General features: G+C 63.9%; 16 protein-coding genes, 1 other RNA gene and 1 pseudogene. 6 read left to right on the top strand and 12 right to left on the bottom strand.

Annotated elements, in window-relative coordinates:
• Position 1: 1 nt before the first annotated feature.
• Together GGD90_RS13850 and GGD90_RS13845 are read left to right on the top strand one after the other, a co-directional pair.
• Positions 2 to 2,107 (top strand): hypothetical protein, encoded by a 2,106-nt coding sequence (locus GGD90_RS13850; RefSeq protein WP_153116435.1) that lies wholly within the window; start codon positions 2 to 4, stop codon positions 2,105 to 2,107.
• Between the two features lie 10 nt (positions 2,108 to 2,117).
• Positions 2,118 to 2,798: a hypothetical protein gene (locus GGD90_RS13845; protein ID WP_153116436.1), complete on the top strand. Its 681-nt coding sequence runs from the start codon at positions 2,118 to 2,120 to the stop codon at positions 2,796 to 2,798.
• Between the two features lie 227 nt (positions 2,799 to 3,025).
• On the opposite strand, the gene GGD90_RS13840 is transcribed toward GGD90_RS13845, so the two are convergent.
• Positions 3,026 to 4,093, bottom strand: coding sequence for a serine/threonine protein kinase (locus GGD90_RS13840; protein WP_456114921.1), 1,068 nt, complete (start codon positions 4,091 to 4,093; stop codon positions 3,026 to 3,028).
• A gap of 453 nt (positions 4,094 to 4,546) precedes the next feature.
• On the opposite strand from GGD90_RS13840, the pseudogene cbiT reads away from it, so the two are divergent.
• The 4 genes and pseudogenes from cbiT to GGD90_RS13825 all read left to right on the top strand — a co-directional run.
• Positions 4,547 to 5,089 (top strand): annotated as a pseudogene (cbiT, locus tag GGD90_RS18090) (precorrin-6Y C5,15-methyltransferase (decarboxylating) subunit CbiT); the annotation flags it as partial.
• Positions 5,066 to 5,554, top strand: a complete 489-nt coding sequence (locus GGD90_RS18085) for a cobalamin biosynthesis protein (protein WP_228273704.1) — start codon at positions 5,066 to 5,068, stop codon at positions 5,552 to 5,554. The pseudogene cbiT and the gene GGD90_RS18085, both read left to right, overlap by 24 nt.
• Before the next feature lie 20 nt (positions 5,555 to 5,574).
• Positions 5,575 to 6,360 (top strand): uroporphyrinogen-III C-methyltransferase, encoded by a 786-nt coding sequence (cobA, locus tag GGD90_RS13830; protein ID WP_153116437.1) that lies wholly within the window; start codon positions 5,575 to 5,577, stop codon positions 6,358 to 6,360.
• A gap of 49 nt (positions 6,361 to 6,409) precedes the next feature.
• Entirely contained in the window at positions 6,410 to 7,165 is a 756-nt protein-coding gene (locus GGD90_RS13825) for a fused MFS/spermidine synthase (protein WP_153116438.1), read from the top strand.
• A gap of 84 nt (positions 7,166 to 7,249) precedes the next feature.
• Here the strand turns inward: GGD90_RS13825 and GGD90_RS13820 are convergent, their stop codons facing one another.
• The 11 genes from GGD90_RS13820 to ffs form a co-directional block, all read right to left on the bottom strand.
• Positions 7,250 to 7,660, bottom strand: coding sequence for a sirohydrochlorin chelatase (locus GGD90_RS13820; protein WP_153116439.1), 411 nt, complete (start codon positions 7,658 to 7,660; stop codon positions 7,250 to 7,252).
• A 116-nt stretch (positions 7,661 to 7,776) separates the two neighbouring features.
• On the bottom strand, positions 7,777 to 8,760 hold the full coding sequence (gene ybiB, locus GGD90_RS13815) for a DNA-binding protein YbiB (RefSeq protein ID WP_153116440.1): 984 nt from the start codon (positions 8,758 to 8,760) through the stop codon (positions 7,777 to 7,779).
• Between the two features lie 281 nt (positions 8,761 to 9,041).
• Positions 9,042 to 9,467, bottom strand: coding sequence for a ClpXP protease specificity-enhancing factor (locus tag GGD90_RS13810; RefSeq protein WP_153116441.1), 426 nt, complete (start codon positions 9,465 to 9,467; stop codon positions 9,042 to 9,044).
• Positions 9,468 to 9,579: 112 nt separating this feature from the next.
• The gene (locus GGD90_RS13805) at positions 9,580 to 10,179 is read right to left on the bottom strand and encodes a glutathione S-transferase N-terminal domain-containing protein (RefSeq protein WP_153116442.1); all 600 of its coding nucleotides are present in this window, start codon (positions 10,177 to 10,179) and stop codon (positions 9,580 to 9,582) included.
• Between the two features lie 99 nt (positions 10,180 to 10,278).
• Entirely contained in the window at positions 10,279 to 11,004 is a 726-nt protein-coding gene (locus GGD90_RS13800) for a cytochrome c1 (RefSeq protein WP_153116443.1), read from the bottom strand.
• On the bottom strand, positions 11,001 to 12,302 hold the full coding sequence (locus GGD90_RS13795; protein ID WP_153116444.1) for a cytochrome b: 1,302 nt from the start codon (positions 12,300 to 12,302) through the stop codon (positions 11,001 to 11,003). Before GGD90_RS13795 ends, GGD90_RS13800 begins: the two co-directional genes overlap by 4 nt.
• Positions 12,303 to 12,305: 3 nt before the next feature.
• A complete protein-coding gene (gene petA, locus GGD90_RS13790) occupies positions 12,306 to 12,902 on the bottom strand; it encodes a ubiquinol-cytochrome c reductase iron-sulfur subunit (protein WP_153116445.1) in 597 nt (198 codons plus the stop codon).
• A 130-nt stretch (positions 12,903 to 13,032) separates the two neighbouring features.
• Positions 13,033 to 13,629, bottom strand: a complete 597-nt coding sequence (gene recR / locus GGD90_RS13785) for a recombination mediator RecR (protein ID WP_153116446.1) — start codon at positions 13,627 to 13,629, stop codon at positions 13,033 to 13,035.
• A gap of 61 nt (positions 13,630 to 13,690) precedes the next feature.
• Complete coding sequence (locus GGD90_RS13780) at positions 13,691 to 14,014, bottom strand: YbaB/EbfC family nucleoid-associated protein (protein WP_153116447.1); 324 nt, start codon at positions 14,012 to 14,014, stop codon at positions 13,691 to 13,693.
• Positions 14,015 to 14,033: 19 nt separating this feature from the next.
• Positions 14,034 to 15,773 (bottom strand): DNA polymerase III subunit gamma/tau, encoded by a 1,740-nt coding sequence (dnaX, locus tag GGD90_RS13775; protein ID WP_153116448.1) that lies wholly within the window; start codon positions 15,771 to 15,773, stop codon positions 14,034 to 14,036.
• Positions 15,774 to 15,904: 131 nt separating this feature from the next.
• Positions 15,905 to 16,003: signal recognition particle sRNA small type (ffs, locus tag GGD90_RS13770), an RNA gene on the bottom strand.
• Positions 16,004 to 16,119 lie beyond the last annotated feature (116 nt).

The following is a 16,119-nucleotide window of genomic DNA, read 5'->3' as shown; positions in this document are numbered from 1 at the left end:
GATGCTGCGCCGAAGCCATCTGTCGATAGCGTTTGCCGCGGCGATCGCAGCGACGAACGTCGGCGCGTCGCAGTTCTACATTTTCCCGGTCAAGGAAATCGAGGGGCTGAGCGAGCGAGCCACGGAAACAGTGCGCCCGCTGGTCGACCGTCGCGTAGTCAAGTACTTCACGCCGGAGATGCAGCGCGATCTGCTCGGCTACTTCGTTGCCGGCGTCGCCAGCATCTATCCGCAATCGACCGTCCATGCAAGACAGGTGCGCGATACGGTCAAGGGCAGCTACAAGTTCGTCAACAACGACAATCAGGCATGTGGCGAAGGATTTGTGGCACCGGTCGGCTCGGCTTACGCGATCGCGATCGGCGTCACGCGGGCCTCCTACTTCGAGGTTGATCGCGGCGCAAACGTCGAACTACTAATCCCGCTGACGATCAACCTGCAGTTGATCAAGCCGGAGCGGGGCAAGATTGCGTATACGATCAGTGAAACGATCTACACGCCGTTCCTGTTCACCAAACAGGAAATGGGCTTGCCGAAAACCGCGGCATCGATCAGCAACGCACTGGCAGACAACAGCAGGAAGCTGATCAGTTCGCTGCTCGAAACTGCGCGCCGGAACTTCAATCCGAACGAGACGCCGGTCAGGATCATCGGTCGCGACGGCAAGTTCCTAGTCGCCAACAAGGGCTTCGAGATCGGTTTCCAGCCCGGGCTCGAACTCGAGGCGGTCACTGCGGCGGGCAAGCAGGCGCTGTTCCGCGTGATCAGCGTCGACAGCGGCTACACCGTTCTGCTGCCGATTGCCGGCTCGGTCAGCGAAGGCGAAGACTACCTGTTCACCTTCGAGACCGGCGTCGACGACGCGCGCAAGCCGAAACTTATGCCGGTGACGAGCAACAAGCCGGAAAAGCTCTGGTCGAATCGCGTCGCAGAATTGTTTGCCAAGGACATCGGCTTCAACGCGCCGTTCCAGCTGGCGCCGGTCGACGTCAACTTCAGCGACACGATGGATTCGGTGCGTGCGCTGGCAAACTGCGTCCCCTGGGACAAGTATCCGGCCGCGCGGACGGTCTCCGACAGCCGCAGTGACGCGCCGCAGTTCTTCCTGCGTTTCGAGCACTCGCTGTCACCGGTAGCGCTGAACAAGGCAGCGAACAGCGTCAAGACGTCGGAAACCTTCATCAGCGCGGTGAGCGCGCAGGTTGTCGACAACGACGGCAACGTTGTCTTTGCCGAGCTCGGCAGCGACCGCTATGAACTCGACAAGGTCGACAACCGCGGCCTGAGCCTAGCCAACGCGCAGGAAGTCGCGCTCAAGAACGCAACTTCGCGTCTGGCTGAGAACTTCAGGAAATCCATCAAGCTGACGCCGACCGATTTCCGTATCGCGCGCGTCAGCGACGGAAATTTCTGGGTCGATGGCCTGCCGGCAACGGGACAGAACATCGTCTACGAAGTGCTGCGCCCGCTCTCGGTCAGCATCAACGGCAAGCCTGCGTTGATGAAGCAGGCTCTCGACGGAACGACGCAGCCACCAGAGCAGGATGGCGGACAGGCGCGCTTCGCCTATTCGATCTCATCGCCCGATGTGCCGAAGCCGGAAAAGGGGGACATCGTTCGCGTCCTCACACCATTGCGCGGCCACTTGCCGGAAATGTCGGCTTGTGGAGACATCTATCGCGCCGAAGGCTCATTGAAAGCCGACTACTTGGCGCCGCTGTTCAACCATGTCGCCTATCGCAGCCCGCGCTATCTGGTGAGCATTTCCGACGCCGATTTCTACAGCGACGCCAACCGTCTGCTCGCCTCGGGCTTTTACCGGTTCCGCCTGCCACATTTCACGCCGACCGAGTTCTGTTTCAAACCTGGCTACAAGCTGGTCCAGAAAAGCGGTGAGTGCAAGGAGTCGTGCACCTCGACCTTCCTCAGCGCTGGCTCGGTCATCGTCGAAAAGGGCGGTGCGCGAACACAGCAAGCAGTCGTGGCGCAAGAGGTAACGATCGAAGGATTCGCCGAAGCCGAACGCAACAACTTCATCGGACTGAAATCGATGGAGGAAAGCCTGCGCACGCTCGAAGATTTATCCCGGAAGTTCAACCCAAAGTAAGGAGCAATGCATGAACAAGTTCAACGCACTGGTCGTCGCCGCAATCGTTTCCATCACCGCCGCAACGCCAGCAATGGCACAGTTTGGCGGCCTTGGCGGCTTCGGTGGTGGTGCCAAGGCTGGGAGCGCCGATTCCGGCACACTGGACAACGACATCAAAAACTTCACCGAGAAGAGTTCGCAGGTCAATAAGTACGCGGCTCAGGCACTGCTGGCGATCACCGCCGCCTATGCGAGCGATGAAGAACGCGCTAACGCGGTAGCCAAGCTGGAAAAGCTGAATGCTACGACCGACCCGAAGGAGCAGAACGCAATCGTCACCGAAATCAACAAGTCGGAAGGCGCCAAGGTCGCACAACTCGCCGAATCGAAGGATCTCGGAGACAAAACGAAGAGCCTCGACAAGGAAAAGCAGAAGCAGGTCGGTGCTGCCGTCACCAACTACCTGATTGCCGGCGCGCGTGCGGTTGACCTTTCCAAGTCGGGACAGGCGCTATTGCAGGGCGCCAGCGGCAATCCGATGGCATTGCCGAAGCTGGCGTCGGTGAAGGACGCACTGCCGCTGCTCGGCGATGCCGCGAGCAACGCGGGCAAGGTTCTGCCGAAGTTCGTCAACGTTCTCCGCGGCGCCAAGATCGAGCTGCCGAAGGTCACCGCCGATTCGAAGCCGCAGGACATTAGCAGCATCTAGTTTGATAACGAAGTAACCCCGCACGCCTGCGGGTCAACAGGCGCCGCATGCAGCGATGCGTGCGGCGCCCAATCAAATGGCTATCCTGATGAACATTCAGCGAAGAATCGCGCAAAGTTTTTTCCTCCCGGGATCGACAACCGGGGTGAAGCCATTCATTGTGACCTGCCAAAAACATCTTTCCAGGAATCTGCTGAGTTTGGCGCCCTAGTCGCTCGGACAGGTGCTCAAACGACGAGCGGCGCTTCTTCCATCAGCGGGATCTGTTCGCGCAGCTCGAGAATGCGTTCCTGCCAGTAGCGCACCGTGTTGAACCACGGGAAAGCCTGCACGAAGGCAGGGTCGTCGTAGCGACGCGCCAGCCAGCCGGCGTAGTGGATCAGGCGCAGGCTGCGCAGTGCTTCGATCAGATGCAGTTCGCGCCGGTCGAATTCGCGGAAATCCTCGTAGCCGGAAAGGACTTCGCCAAGCTGCCGCTGCTGTTCGGCGCGGTCGCCCGAGAGCAGCATCCACAGGTCCTGCACCGCCGGTCCCGTGCAGGCATCGTCAAAATCGACGAAGTGCGGCCCCTGCGGAGTCCATAGAACATTGCCGGCATGACAATCGCCGTGCAGACGCAGCTGCGCAACGCCACCGGCGCGGTCGAAGGCGTAGCGGACGCCCTCGAGCACCTGCTCGACGACACCGAAGTAGACGTCTTCCAGCTCATCCGGCAGGAAGCGCTCCTCGTAGAGGTAATCGCTCGGCGCTTCGCCGAAGCTGTGCACGTCGAGCGTGCGCCGCTCCTGGAACGGACGCAGCGCACCGACCGCGTGCAGACGGCCGAGCACGCGCCCCATACGGAGCAGTGTTTCCGGCTGTTCGAATTCGGGGCCGCGGCCGCCCTGGCGGGGGAAGACGGCAAAACGCAGGTCGCCAAAGCGGTGCAGCGTACGGCCATCGATACACAGCGGCGCCACCGCCGGGATTTCATGCGCGACGAGTTCCTGCACGAACGCGTGCTCTTCGAGGATCGCCGCATCGCTCCAGCGCCCGGAACGGTAGAACTTGACCACTCGCGACGAACCATCGTCGAGCCAGACCAGATAGACGCGGTTCTCGAAGCTGTTGAGTCCGAGCAGGCGGCCGTCCGGTTCGAGGCCGACGGCAACCAGTGCGTCAAGCAGCGCGTCGGGCGTCAGCGTCGAGAACGGCGTGTCGGACGCGGCAGGCGTGGCTGGTGGGTTATCGCTCATGCCCTGCCCCGATTCCTGCGCAGGGTGCGTCGCGTCGCCAGTTGCTCCTTCATTGCTCATCTCCTGCGCTCTTGCGCCGTGGCGCGCCAGCATACACCCGGCGTCTGCGGCAGGCGAACCGGGACGCGCGCCGGCAGCGGCGAAAAGATACGGGCAGTATGGCCGGGAAGCGCCCGGCTCAGCTTGCCCGGCAAGGCCTCGTGCGGGTAAGATGCGCCCCTCGATCAAGCGCTTACGCGCGTTGTTCGCCCGGCCCGGCGGTTCCGCCGCAGCCGCTCCCGCCATGAGCAGCCTCCCTTGCCCGTCGATGATCCGTCGCCGCCCTTGCCGTTTCCTTCGCACCGCCCGGCGCCCGACGTCGACGGCCGGCTGAAGATGTCGCGCGCGCCGGATGGCGGCAAGCTGCCGCCGCAAGAAACAGACGCTGTCGTTTTCGGACTGGCCGACGACGCCTTTCTCTGCCGCCATCCGCGTGACGATGCCGGTACCAATGGCGCAACGGACGCAAGCCAGCCACGCGGCGGACTGATCACCAAGTTCGAAGCGCGCGCGGTGTCGCTGGCCAAGCTCGCGCTCGGCCGGCGCAGCGTCGTCTGGGACATCGGTGCCGGCTCCGGCTCGGTTGGGATCGAAGCCGCGCGGATCGCCGCTGACGGCTTTGTCTACGCCATCGAGAAGAACCCTGCCGACGCCGCCATCGCCGCCGACAACGCCACCCGGCTGGGAGTGCGCAACTATGCGCTCTGCGTCGGCAAGGCACCTGCCGGCCTCGGCGACTGGCCGACGCCGGACGCAGTTTTCATCGGCGGATCGGGCGGCGAACTGGCGATGCTGATCGAACTGGCGCTGACGCGTCTGCGTCCGGGCGGTCGACTGGTCATCAACCTGGTCACCCTCGACAATCTGACGCGCGCAACAAGCGCGCTCGACGCGGCCGCCGACGCTGGCGTCGCCTCCTGGGAAATGGTGCAACTGCAGGCCGCACGCAGCCGCCCGATCCTGAAGACGCTGCGGCTGGCGGCCGAGAACCCGGTGTGGATACTCACTGCGACGAAATGCGCGACGGCGGCTGCGAACGAAGCCGCACGCTTTGCCGTCGGCGTCGGCGTCGGCTGCGACCGCGGCAGCAGCGCGGCGAGCATTGCGCTGGCCGTCGAAACTGCGTTGACTGTTGGCGGCATCGGTGCCGACGCGGTCAGTGTCATCGCCAGCAGCGAGCACAAGGCCGACGAAGCCGGCCTGCGCGAATTCGCCGCTGGTCAGGGCTGGCCGCTGCACTTCTTTGCGGCAAGCGAACTCGACGGCGTTACCGTCCCCAATCCTTCGCCGCAGGCGCTGCAGCATGCCGGCAGCGCCTCGGTCGCCGAAGCGGCAGCACGGCTGGCTGCGGCCGGCGGCGATCTGCTCGTCGGCAAGCAGAAGTTCCGTGGCGCCGACGGCAAGCATGTCACCGTCGCCATTGCCCGGCTGAGCACCACCGATCTCACCACCGCGCCGAGCTCAACATCCGGCGCCGTCTGATGCAGTCTGGAGAAGTCACGATGAATTGCCCGCCCAGTGGCGCTGCCACGCCGGCGCCCGTCACCCTCGTCGGCTGCGGCCCTGGTGCCGCTGACCTGCTGACGCTGCGCGCGTTGCGCGCGATCGAAGCCGCCGACGCGCTGGTGTACGACAACCTGATCGGCGACGACGTCCTGCACTTTGCGCGCGCCGACGCCGAGCGCATCTACGTCGGCAAGCGCGCCTCGCGGCACACGCTGCCGCAGGAAGAAATCAATGCGCTGCTGGTGCGCCTGGCACGCGAAGGCAAGCGCACGGCACGGCTGAAAGGTGGCGATCCGTTCATCTTCGGTCGCGGCGGCGAGGAAATGGACGCGCTGCGCGCCGCCGGCATTGCCGTCGACATCATCCCCGGCGTGACCGCAGCCGCGGCCTGCGCGGCGGCCGCCGGCATTCCGCTGACGCATCGCGACGAAGCGCGCTCGCTGGTGCTGACCACCGGCCACGGCAAGCCCGGCGCGCAGGAGCCCGACTGGGCAGCGCTGGCCCGTCCCGGACAGACCATCGCCTTCTACATGGGGGTGGCCAACGCCGGCGAGATTGCGCGCGAGCTGCTGGCGCACGGCATGGCCGGCAGCATGCCGGTGGCGATCATTGAGCGCGGCGCGACGCCGGCACAGCGCATCCACGCGGCGACACTGGCGACGCTGACCGCACGCATCGCCGAACGTGCAATCAAGGCGCCGGCACTGCTGCTGGTCGGCGAGGTTGCCGCGCGCGCCGCCGACACGGGCGCCAGCGACACTGCCACCTCCCCGGCGGCCTGAGCGGCCGCGCCACTCTCGCAGCTCCCTCGGCGACCGGAAGCCCATCCGCATGGCACGCTACAGCATCGACATCAGCGAAGAAGCCGGCATCCGCTCGCTGCACTTCGGCTCCGACTGGGTGCAGGGCGCGATGCGCGTGCGTCGGCCCTTTGATCTCGAACTCGCCTATACGCGCGAGATGATGGCCGGCCTGCTGCTGCGCGACGCGCCATGGCCGAAGAACGCCTTGCTGGTCGGCCTCGGCGCCGGCTCGCTGGCGAAGTTCATCCATCGCAACCTGCCGCAGACGCGCAGCACGGTCGTTGAAATCGACGAGCGCGTCGAACTGGCGGCGCGCCTGCATTTCCGCCTGCCCGACGATCCGCTGCGCCTCAATGTCGTCATCGCCGACGCCGTCGATTACCTGCTGCGCGAGGAGCGAAGCTTCGACCTGATCCTGCTCGACGGTTTCGACAGCAGTGGCCGCGCCGGCGCGCTCGATACCGCCGCTTTCTACACCGCCTGTCGCGCGCATCTCACCGACACTGGACTGCTCTCGGTCAATCTGCTCGGCCGCAACCGCGGTTTTCAGGCGAGCGCGGCACGCATTGCGGCGGCTTTCGACGATCGTTGCTGTGTCTTTCCCTCATGCGACAGCGGCAACGTCATCGCCTTTGCCGCCGTCGGCGAAAAGGTCGACGTCGATCCCGACACGCTGAAAGCACGCGCCGAGGCGCTGCGTCTGGAAAGCGGGTTGAACCTGCTGCCGACGGTGGCACGGCTCGCCGCAGCCGGCGCCTTCAGCGGCGGCAGACTCTGCTTCTGAGGCATCTGGCGGCGCCCTGAAAGCGGCAGGTTCCTGCCCAACGACCCGATCATGCGGCTGCTCGGCGGGAGTCAGCGGGCTGACTCAATCAGCGCGCTGCACCTGCGCCAGGGCATGCGCCGCCATCGCCTGCACCACCGACTCGGCTTCGCCAAGGGCGCGCTCCTGCGTAAAACACGCTTGTGGATACTGCGCACGCAAGGCGACGAGTCGGTCCGGGAGGTCGCGCTTGAGATGGCCGCCTTCGGCGATGAATACCGGAACGATCAGGAAATCCTGCTCACCGCGGTCAATCGCTTCGGCAATGCACTCTTCGAGCGACGGCGCGAGCATGCCGAGAAAAGCCGTGCGCACCCGCTGCTGCGGGGCTTGCGCGCACACCGCCGCAGCGATCCGCTGCAAAGGCGCCGCCCAGAGCGGATCGCGCGCGCCATGGGCGACCAGGATCAGCGTCGGTGTGGCAGGCGTTTCGGCGGAAGTCTGAGCGGCGGTCATGGCGCCGCAGTCTAGCGTAATCAAGCGGCCGCGTCGCGCGAGCCGGATCCTGGAGCCCACGCCCGGCGAGAGGAAGCCAAGCGATGTGGGCTGAACCTGCGCCCGCTGCGTTTCAGTCAGGCATGCGCCGCGCCGGCGCCATCGACGGCGACGATGGCCTTGGCCTGATTGAGGTCGGTCGCATAGCCGCTGGCAAAGAGGCAGGCGGCAAGCTGGTTGCAGATCGGCTGCGGGATCGGCAGTTCGCCGGCCAGCGCGCGGCGAATCCAGTCGGCGGTGGCGCGCGCCTCGCAGTTTTCCGGCAGGTTGGGCAACGATTTCAGACTCTCGTGTTCGGCCTCGAAAAGTACCTCACCGACGCCTTCGTGCAGATGCTCGATGCGCGGCCGGCGCAGCGGGTTGGCGTAGGGCTCGCCCTCGCTCGCCCGCTGCAGCAGCGCGTGCGCGCCGTTGGCGAGCAGGATTTCGCGCATGCTGTCAAGGTAATCGGGATGCGTCGCCGCCGCCAGAACCAGGCCACTGCCGTTGAACGGGTCGAGCATCTTGACTAGGCTGTGCGCGCAATTGCGCAAGCCAAGCCGGCTGCGCAGCGCCAGTTGATCGGCAAGCCCCGGTGACAACAGCGACAAGGGTACATAAACCAGTTCGCGCCCGTCGATCGCCTGCTGCACCTGGGTGCGGTTGGTGCAGGGCAGAATGCCGAACTCGCGCAGGATCTGCGCACTGGTAACGCGGCCGTAGCCTTCGATCAGCCCGTGCAGCAGCACCGGCACGCCGTAACGCTGCAGCAGCAAGGCGAGCAAGGGTGTCAGATTGGCGCCTTTGCGTGCACCGTTGTAGCTGGGGATGACCACCGGGCGCAAGCTCCCCGACGGCGCGCGCAAGGCGTTCACCCGTTCGCCGGCAGCGGCAAGGAAACCGGACATTTCGTCGACGGTTTCCCCCTTCATGCGCAGGGCGATGGTGATCGCTCCCAGCTCCAGGTCGGGAACGCCGCCGTCGAGAATCGCCGCGTACAGCTGTCGGGCTTCGTCGCGCGTAAGGTCGCGGGCGCCTTCGGTGCCGCGCGCGATCTCGCGGATGGCACTGGTGTAATTCATGGTCTCTCCTCGCGGCAGCAATACGCGCCGGCCCTTGTCTTTTTGCTGGCCACTGCCTGGCCAGGTCTTCGTTCCTGCTGCGGCACACCTGAGCGCTTCGACACACCATCAAGCGCGTCGGGCACTGGCACAATCCGCTCACATTGCTCCGTGGCGGACTACTCAGCAACAGCCATGCCAAGTGCAAGAAAAGCAAAAAGGCTGACGGGACAGTCGTCCGGCCAGCCTTGGCGCATCATCGTGGTGCAAAGATTGGGCAAGACGCCCCGCCGCAGGGCGAATTACTTGACGCGCTGCAGGCGTGGGCGACTCGCCGGCGGAGGCGAATCGGAGGGGGGAGAATCGGGCGAAGTCGTGCCATCGGACGCCAAGACCGCTGTCGCCGGCGACGTTGAAGCTTCGGGCTCGAAAGCCATGCCGGCGCCGTTCTCGCGGGCGTAGATGGCGCTGACAGCCGCCACCGGTACCGACAACTCACGTGCAACGCCGCCGAAACGCGCCTGGAACTCGATCCACTCAGCGCCGATCGTCAGGCGATTGGTCGCGTCGTAGGCAATATTGAGGACGATCTGCCCGTCGCGGACGTACTCGCGCGGAACGACGGTGTGCGCGTCAACGGTCACGGCCAGATAGGGCGTGAAACCGTTGTCGGTGCACCACTCATGGATGGCGCGAATCAGGTAGGGCTTGGTCGACGGCAGGTCCACAGAGGCTCCGCGTAAGCAGCCGGAATTCTGCTGAATCCCGGCGGAGATGGGTCAAACGACGGTCGGGAAACGGCTTGCCGGTGCGGCGAGAAGCGCACCGGCACGTCGCTCTTTACTTGCGCATCGCCTTTTCCGACGGCGTCAGCGCGTCGATGAAGCCCTGGCGGCTGAAAATGCGCTCGGCGTACTTCATCAGCGGCGCCGCGCTCTTCGGCAGTTCGATCGCGTAGTGATCAAGACGCCACAACAGCGGCGCGATCGCCACGTCGAGCATCGAGAACTCATCGCCGAGCATGTGCTTCTGCTTGGCGAACACCGGCGCCATCTCGGTCAGACGATCGCGGATATGCTGGCGCGCCTTGTCCGCGGCCGCTTTCTGGTTCTTCTCCAGCGGCTCGATGTAGGCGAAGATTTCGCGCTCCATGGTGATCAGCAGCTGCCGTGCGCGGGCGCGCATGATCGGATCGGCCGGCATCAGCTGCGGATGCGGAAAACGCTCGTCAATGTACTCGTTGATGATATTCGGCTCGTACAGCACCAGATCGCGCTCGACAAGAACCGGCACGCGGTTGTGCGGGTTGATGACGGCGATGTCTTCGGGCTTGTTGAAGACATCAACGTCGATCACCTGGAAGTCCATCCCCTTCTCGTAGAGAACGATGCGGCAACGGTGGCTGAACGGGCAGGTAGTTCCCGAGTAGAGGTTCATCATGATCAATCCCTCAAAATAAATTCGGCATCGTGATAACAGGGGGCTTTACGCCCCCTGTCGACGATGCCGCAAACCGGAAGTCCGGAGCAGGCAGAACGCTTAGTGCACGTCCTTCCAGTATTCCTTCTTCAGCGCGTAGGCGGCGACAAAGAGCACACCGAGGAAGAGCAGAACGCCGACGCCGAGCTTCTTGCGGAAACCGGCATCGGGCTCGGCCATCCACACCAGGAAGCCGACCAGATCGGCGACCTGCTTGTCGTACTCGGCGGCCGACAGCTGACCCGGCTCGGCCAGTTCCAGCTGATGCGTTTCGTGGTTGAGATGCTGCACACCCTGCAACTGATAGAACACGTGCGGCATGCCGACATTGGCGAAAATCACGTTGTTCCAGCCGGTCGGACGATCCTCGTCGCGATAGAAGGAACGCAGATAGGTGTACAGCCAGTCGGCACCACTGCCGTCGCCGGAAGCGCGCGCGCGGGCGATCAGCGAGAGGTCGGGCGGGCTGGCGCCGAACCACTTCTTCTGCTCTTCCGGACGCGCCGCGATGCGCATCGGCTCACCGACCTTGTCGGCGGTGAACATCAGGTTTTCCTTGACCTGCTCTTCGCTCAGGCCAAGTTCCATCAGACGGTTGTACCGAACGTAGCTGGCACCGTGGCAGGACAGGCAGTAGTTCACGAACAGCTTGGCGCCGTTCTGCAATGCTGCCTGATCGCCCTGAACGTCCGGCGCCCGGTCGAGTTGGATCCCGCTGTTGGCGAAAGCAGCCAAGGGCGCGAAACAGAGCGCCAGCAGCAGATTTTTCAGCGAACGCGATTTCATTTGAACGTCACCCTTTCCGGTTCGGGTTGGCACTTGTCGATCTTGGTGTACCAGGGCATCGCCAGGAAGAAGGCGAAGTACACCAGCGAGCCGACCTGACAGAGGAAGTTACCCACGGGGGTCGGCGGTTGCGTGCCGAGGTAGCCGAGCATGAAGAAGGCGGCGAGGAAAGCCACGAGGAAGCCCTTGTAGATCGGGCCACGGTAGCGGATCGACTTGACCGGACTCCGGTCGAGCCACGGCAGGAAGGCGATGATGACGACACCGGCGCCCATCAGCACGACGCCCCAGAACTTCGCGTCAAGACCGAGGAACGGCCAGACCATGGCGCGCAGCATCGAGTAGTACGGCGTGAAGTACCACACCGGCGCGATATGCGGCGGCGTCTTCAGCGGATCGGCCGGGAAGAAGTTGTTGTACTCGAGGAAGTAGCCGCCGCCTTCAGGAGCGAAGAACAGGATGACCGAGAAGACCATCAGGAAGACGACCACACCGGCAATGTCCTTCACCGTGTAGTACGGGTGGAAGGGAATGCCGTCGAGCGGGATGCCGTTGGCGTCCTTCTTCTTCTTGATTTCGACACCATCCGGGTTGTTCGACCCGACTTCGTGCAGCGCCAGGATGTGCGCGGCGACGAGGCCGATCAGCACCAGCGGCACGGCGATGACGTGGAAGGAGAAGAAGCGGTTGAGCGTCGCATCGCCGATGACGAAGTCGCCGCGAATCCAGGTCGACAGCGGCTCACCGACCAGCGGAATCGCCGAGAACAGGTTCACGATGACCTGCGCGCCCCAGTAGGACATCTGTCCCCACGGCAGCAGGTAGCCCATGAACGCTTCGGCCATCAGGCAGAGGAAGATCAGCGAGCCGAAGATCCAGATCAGTTCGCGCGGCTGACGGTACGAGCCGTAGATCAGGCCACGGTACATGTGCATGTACACGACGATGAAGAAGGCCGAGGCACCGGTCGAGTGCATGTACCGGATCAGCCAGCCCCACGGCACGTCGCGCATGATGTATTCGACGCTGGCGAAGGCCACCGGAATGCCGCTCGCGTTGAGCGAGGCGTCCGGCTTGTAGTGCATGACGAGAAAGACGCCGGTGACGACCTGGATGACAAGCACCAGAATCGCCAGCGAACCGAAGAAATAAAGGAAGTTGAAGTTCTTCGGTGCGTAATACTCGGACAGGTGTGCTTTCCACATCGACGTTGCCGGGAAGCGCGCGTCGAACCACTCCAGCACATTGCCCTGCAGCGAACCGTCGGACTTGTACTTTTCAAAGTTGGTGCTGGCCATCGCTTACGCCCCCTTCTTTTCTTCGCCGATGACGAGACGCGTATCGGAAAGATACGTGTGCGGCGGCACCGGGAGATTGATCGGTGCCGGCTTGTTCTTGTACACGCGGCCGGCGAAGTCGAAGGTCGAGCCGTGGCAGGGGCAGAGGAAGCCGCCCAGCCACTCGGGCGGCATGCCTTCTTCGGCACCCGTCTTGAACTTCTGCCCCGGCGAACAGCCGAGGTGGGTGCAGATGCCGACGACGACCATCAGGTTCGGCTTGATCGAGCGCGTATCGTTCTTGCAGTATTCCGGCTGCTGCGGCTCTTCACACTTGGGGTCAACCAGGAGATCGGCGGCCTTGACCAAGGACTGCAGCATTTCTTCGGTACGGTTGATGATCCACACCGGCTTGCCACGCCATTCGACGGTCATCATCTGACCCGGCTCCAGCTTGCTGACATCGACCTCAACCGGCGCGCCCGCCGCTTTGGCGCGCTCGGACGGCAACATACTGGACAGAAAAGGGACGAGTGCGCTGACCGCTCCCACCCCACCGACGGCCGCCGTAGCGACTATCAACCGCCGCCTGCCGCCGTCCACTTTGCTTTCGTTGCTCATAGCGCAGATCCCTAGGACTATGGAAGGAATTGAAAACCCGCGATTATACGCCCGTAATCTCGATCATTGAAAGAGAGGACGGTCGCTGCAGCACCCTGGCGCCGCTTGCGGCGCCATCAATAAGCACAAATCAAGCCAAAGAACGACGCTCGCGGAAGGCCTGCGCGAGCGTTCCTGAATCGACATACTCAAGCTCGCCACCCACCGGAACGCCGCGGGCGATACGCGTCACGCGCACACCTCTGGCACTCAGGTGCTCGCTCAGATAGTGGGCCGTTGCTTCACCTTCGTTGGTGAAATTCGTCGCCAGAATTACTTCGCGAACCTCGCCACCACTGGCGCGGGCGACGACGCGCTCAAGCGCCAGTTCACGTGGCCCGATCCCGTCCAGTGGCGACAGGCGCCCCATCAGTACGTAGTAAAGGCCGGAATACGCCAACGTCTGCTCCATCATGTTCATGTCGACCGGCGTTTCAACGACGCAGAGCAGGCTCGCGTCGCGCCGCGGCGACGCGCAGCGCTCGCAGACATCCGCCTCGGTGAGCGTGTTGCAACGCTGACAGTGGCGTAAAGCCGACAAAGCCGTGACCAGCGAAGCAGCGAGTTGAGCGGCACCCTCGCGGTCACGCTGCAGGAGGTAATACGCCATGCGCTGCGCCGATTTCGGACCGACACCCGGCAAACAGCGCAAGGCTTCAACGAGACTTTCGAGACTTGAGGGGCTCACGACGGAATCTGCGCGGTGGTCGACGAAGAAGCTGACCCGCCTGACCGCTTGCTGCCGGCGATCAGAACGGCAACTTGAAGCCGGCCGGCAGATTGAGTCCGGAGGTAAGGCCGGCCATCTGCTCCTGGCTGACTTCCTGCCCGCGACGGACGGCCGCGTTGAAAGCCGCTGCGACGAGATCCTCAAGCATCTCGCGATCATCCATGACCGAGGCGTCGATACTCACACGGCGCACTTCGTTGCTGCAGGTCATGACCACCTTGACGAGGCCGGCGCCGGCCTGGCCCTCGACCTCAACCAGCGCCAACTGCTCCTGCGCCTTCTTCATGTTTTCCTGCATTTGCTGAGCCTGTTTCATCAGGCCGGCGATTCCGCCTTTCATCATGATTATTTCCTCAGTGCTGTTAAAGGTGCTGGATTGACGATTCAACCGGCGAAGCAGCGAAGAGATCGATCGCCGCCCGTACGAAACCGTCCTGCTCGATCGCGACGACGGCCCGGTCCTGACGTTCGCGCCGCTCCTGGCGCGCCGACTCGGCCGGCGTGACGTTTTCGACATCGCCGACTTCGACATTGAGTTTGAGTGCGCGCCCGAAGTGCTCGGACAACACCTGCTGCAGCTTTTCCTGCGAGGCGCGCATCAGCAGATGGCGATGCGCGGACGACAGCCGCAACACCATTTCGCTCGCACCAAAGCGGCGCACTTCGCAGTGCTGAGCGAGTTCGCGCGCCATGCCGCTGACCGCCAGGGACGTCAAAAGGACGTGCCAATCGAGCACAGCGGACTCCGCCGCCGCTGGCGGCTCATTGGCGACGTGCCGAGCGCTTGCCGGCTGCACTGCCGGTGTAACGCTCGCGACGAAGTCTTCTACGGGGAGCGCCGACGCCGGCGTACTCACGGATACTGCCGGAGCCGGCTGCGGTGGCGTTGCGGAGACGAGCGGATTCTCGGCGACGGCGCTGGTTGCCACAGCGCCTGGCGTCTGCAACCGCCGCGGCGAAGCAGGCATCACGCTGCGCGATGACAGCGATGAAGCGCCTACGGGTTCAGCACGCGACTGCGGCCGAAAAGCGAAGAGGCGCAGCAAGGTCATCAACAGGCCCGAGTTTTCGTCGGGAGCGAGCGCCAGATCGCGGCGGCCGTGCACGACAATCTGATAGGCCAGCTGGACGAACTCGATCTCGAGACGCTCAGCCAGCTCGCTGATGCGCGCCGCATCGACGCCGAGCGAATCGGCATCGGCGGCACCAGCGATCTGCGCGACCTGAACGCGCGTGAGCAGACTAGCCATCTCCTGCAAGGCGAGTTCGGCTGACAGGCTGCGCTGCGCCATCGCGTCGGCAACGGCAAGCATCGCCGTCGCATCACCGGCAATCAGCGCGGCGAAAATATCGAAAAGGTAGTCGAGATCGACCGTACCCAGCATGTCACGGACCAGCGCCTCTTCGACGCGGCCGGCGCCGTGGGCGATGGCCTGATCGAGCAGCGACAGCGCATCGCGCATGCTGCCGGCCGCCGAACGCGCCAGCAGCGTCAGCGCTGCCGGCTCGGCGGAAATCGACTCTGCAACCAGGATGGTTTTCAGATGAGCGGCGATTGCCGGCACCGTCATCTGCTTGAGATTGAATTGCAGGCAGCGCGAGAGGACGGTGACCGGAATTTTCTGTGGATCAGTCGTCGCGAGGATGAACTTGACGTGCTCCGGCGGCTCTTCGAGCGTCTTCAGCATGGCGTTGAAGGCAGAGCTTGACAGCATGTGCACTTCGTCGATCACGTAGACCTTGAAGCGACCGCGCGTCGGCGCATACACCGCGTTCTCGAGCAACTGGCGCATCTCTTCGACGCGCGTGTTCGTGGCCGCGTCGACTTCCAGCAGATCGACAAAACGGCCGGCGTCAATTTCCTGGCAGGCCGAACAGACGCCACAGGCTTGCGCCGAGATGCCCTGCTCGCAGTTCAGCGACTTGGCGAGAATGCGCGCAATGGTCGTCTTGCCAACGCCGCGCGTGCCGGTGAACAGATAAGCGTGGTGCAGACGTTTTTCATTCAGCGCGTGCTCCAAAGCACGCACCACATGCTCCTGCCCGACCAGACTGGAAAAGGATTTTGGACGCCACTTACGCGCCAGGACTTGGTAGCTCATGCGCGGAATATTAGCAGAAGCACTCAGCCGCCGGACCGCAGCGAACTGCCTGACGATGCGGCGCAAAAATCAGCAGGAAGGACGAACCCGGCCTCCGGAAGCGCCGCCAGCGAATGCGACGCAGAAAAGGAAGTGGCGAGCCTTACCCCCGGCACTTGCAGATAACGGCTGTGGCTGCTTCCTTCCGGACCTGACCAGGTTCACCATCCTGCAATGCGGGGAGACCCGCCGGGGCAAATAATACCACAGCCGGGGAGTGCGCTGGCGGTACTCTGCGGTAGGTGCGGGGAGGGGATGTCAGTAGACGGCCGACGCCCTCGCCGCTGGATAGCGGGGAGGGCGTTGG

This window comes from Rhodocyclus tenuis, assembly GCF_014197755.1.
Taxonomy (GTDB): domain Bacteria; phylum Pseudomonadota; class Gammaproteobacteria; order Burkholderiales; family Rhodocyclaceae; genus Rhodocyclus; species Rhodocyclus tenuis.
This window is presented reverse-complemented; position numbering and strand designations above follow the sequence as displayed.

Coding starts and splice junctions, on each gene's coding strand:
- GGD90_RS13850 (WP_153116435.1), top strand. CDS start 2: ATGCTGCGCCGAAGCCATCTGTCGATAGCGTTTGCCGCGGCGATCGCA.
- GGD90_RS13845 (WP_153116436.1), top strand. CDS start 2,118: ATGAACAAGTTCAACGCACTGGTCGTCGCCGCAATCGTTTCCATCACC.
- GGD90_RS13840 (WP_456114921.1), bottom strand. CDS start 4,093: ATGAGCAATGAAGGAGCAACTGGCGACGCGACGCACCCTGCGCAGGAA.
- cobA (WP_153116437.1), top strand. CDS start 5,575: ATGAATTGCCCGCCCAGTGGCGCTGCCACGCCGGCGCCCGTCACCCTC.
- GGD90_RS13825 (WP_153116438.1), top strand. CDS start 6,410: ATGGCACGCTACAGCATCGACATCAGCGAAGAAGCCGGCATCCGCTCG.
- GGD90_RS13820 (WP_153116439.1), bottom strand. CDS start 7,660: ATGACCGCCGCTCAGACTTCCGCCGAAACGCCTGCCACACCGACGCTG.
- ybiB (WP_153116440.1), bottom strand. CDS start 8,760: ATGAATTACACCAGTGCCATCCGCGAGATCGCGCGCGGCACCGAAGGC.
- GGD90_RS13805 (WP_153116442.1), bottom strand. CDS start 10,179: ATGATGAACCTCTACTCGGGAACTACCTGCCCGTTCAGCCACCGTTGC.
- GGD90_RS13800 (WP_153116443.1), bottom strand. CDS start 11,004: ATGAAATCGCGTTCGCTGAAAAATCTGCTGCTGGCGCTCTGTTTCGCG.
- GGD90_RS13795 (WP_153116444.1), bottom strand. CDS start 12,302: ATGGCCAGCACCAACTTTGAAAAGTACAAGTCCGACGGTTCGCTGCAG.
- petA (WP_153116445.1), bottom strand. CDS start 12,902: ATGAGCAACGAAAGCAAAGTGGACGGCGGCAGGCGGCGGTTGATAGTC.
- GGD90_RS13780 (WP_153116447.1), bottom strand. CDS start 14,014: ATGATGAAAGGCGGAATCGCCGGCCTGATGAAACAGGCTCAGCAAATG.
- dnaX (WP_153116448.1), bottom strand. CDS start 15,773: ATGAGCTACCAAGTCCTGGCGCGTAAGTGGCGTCCAAAATCCTTTTCC.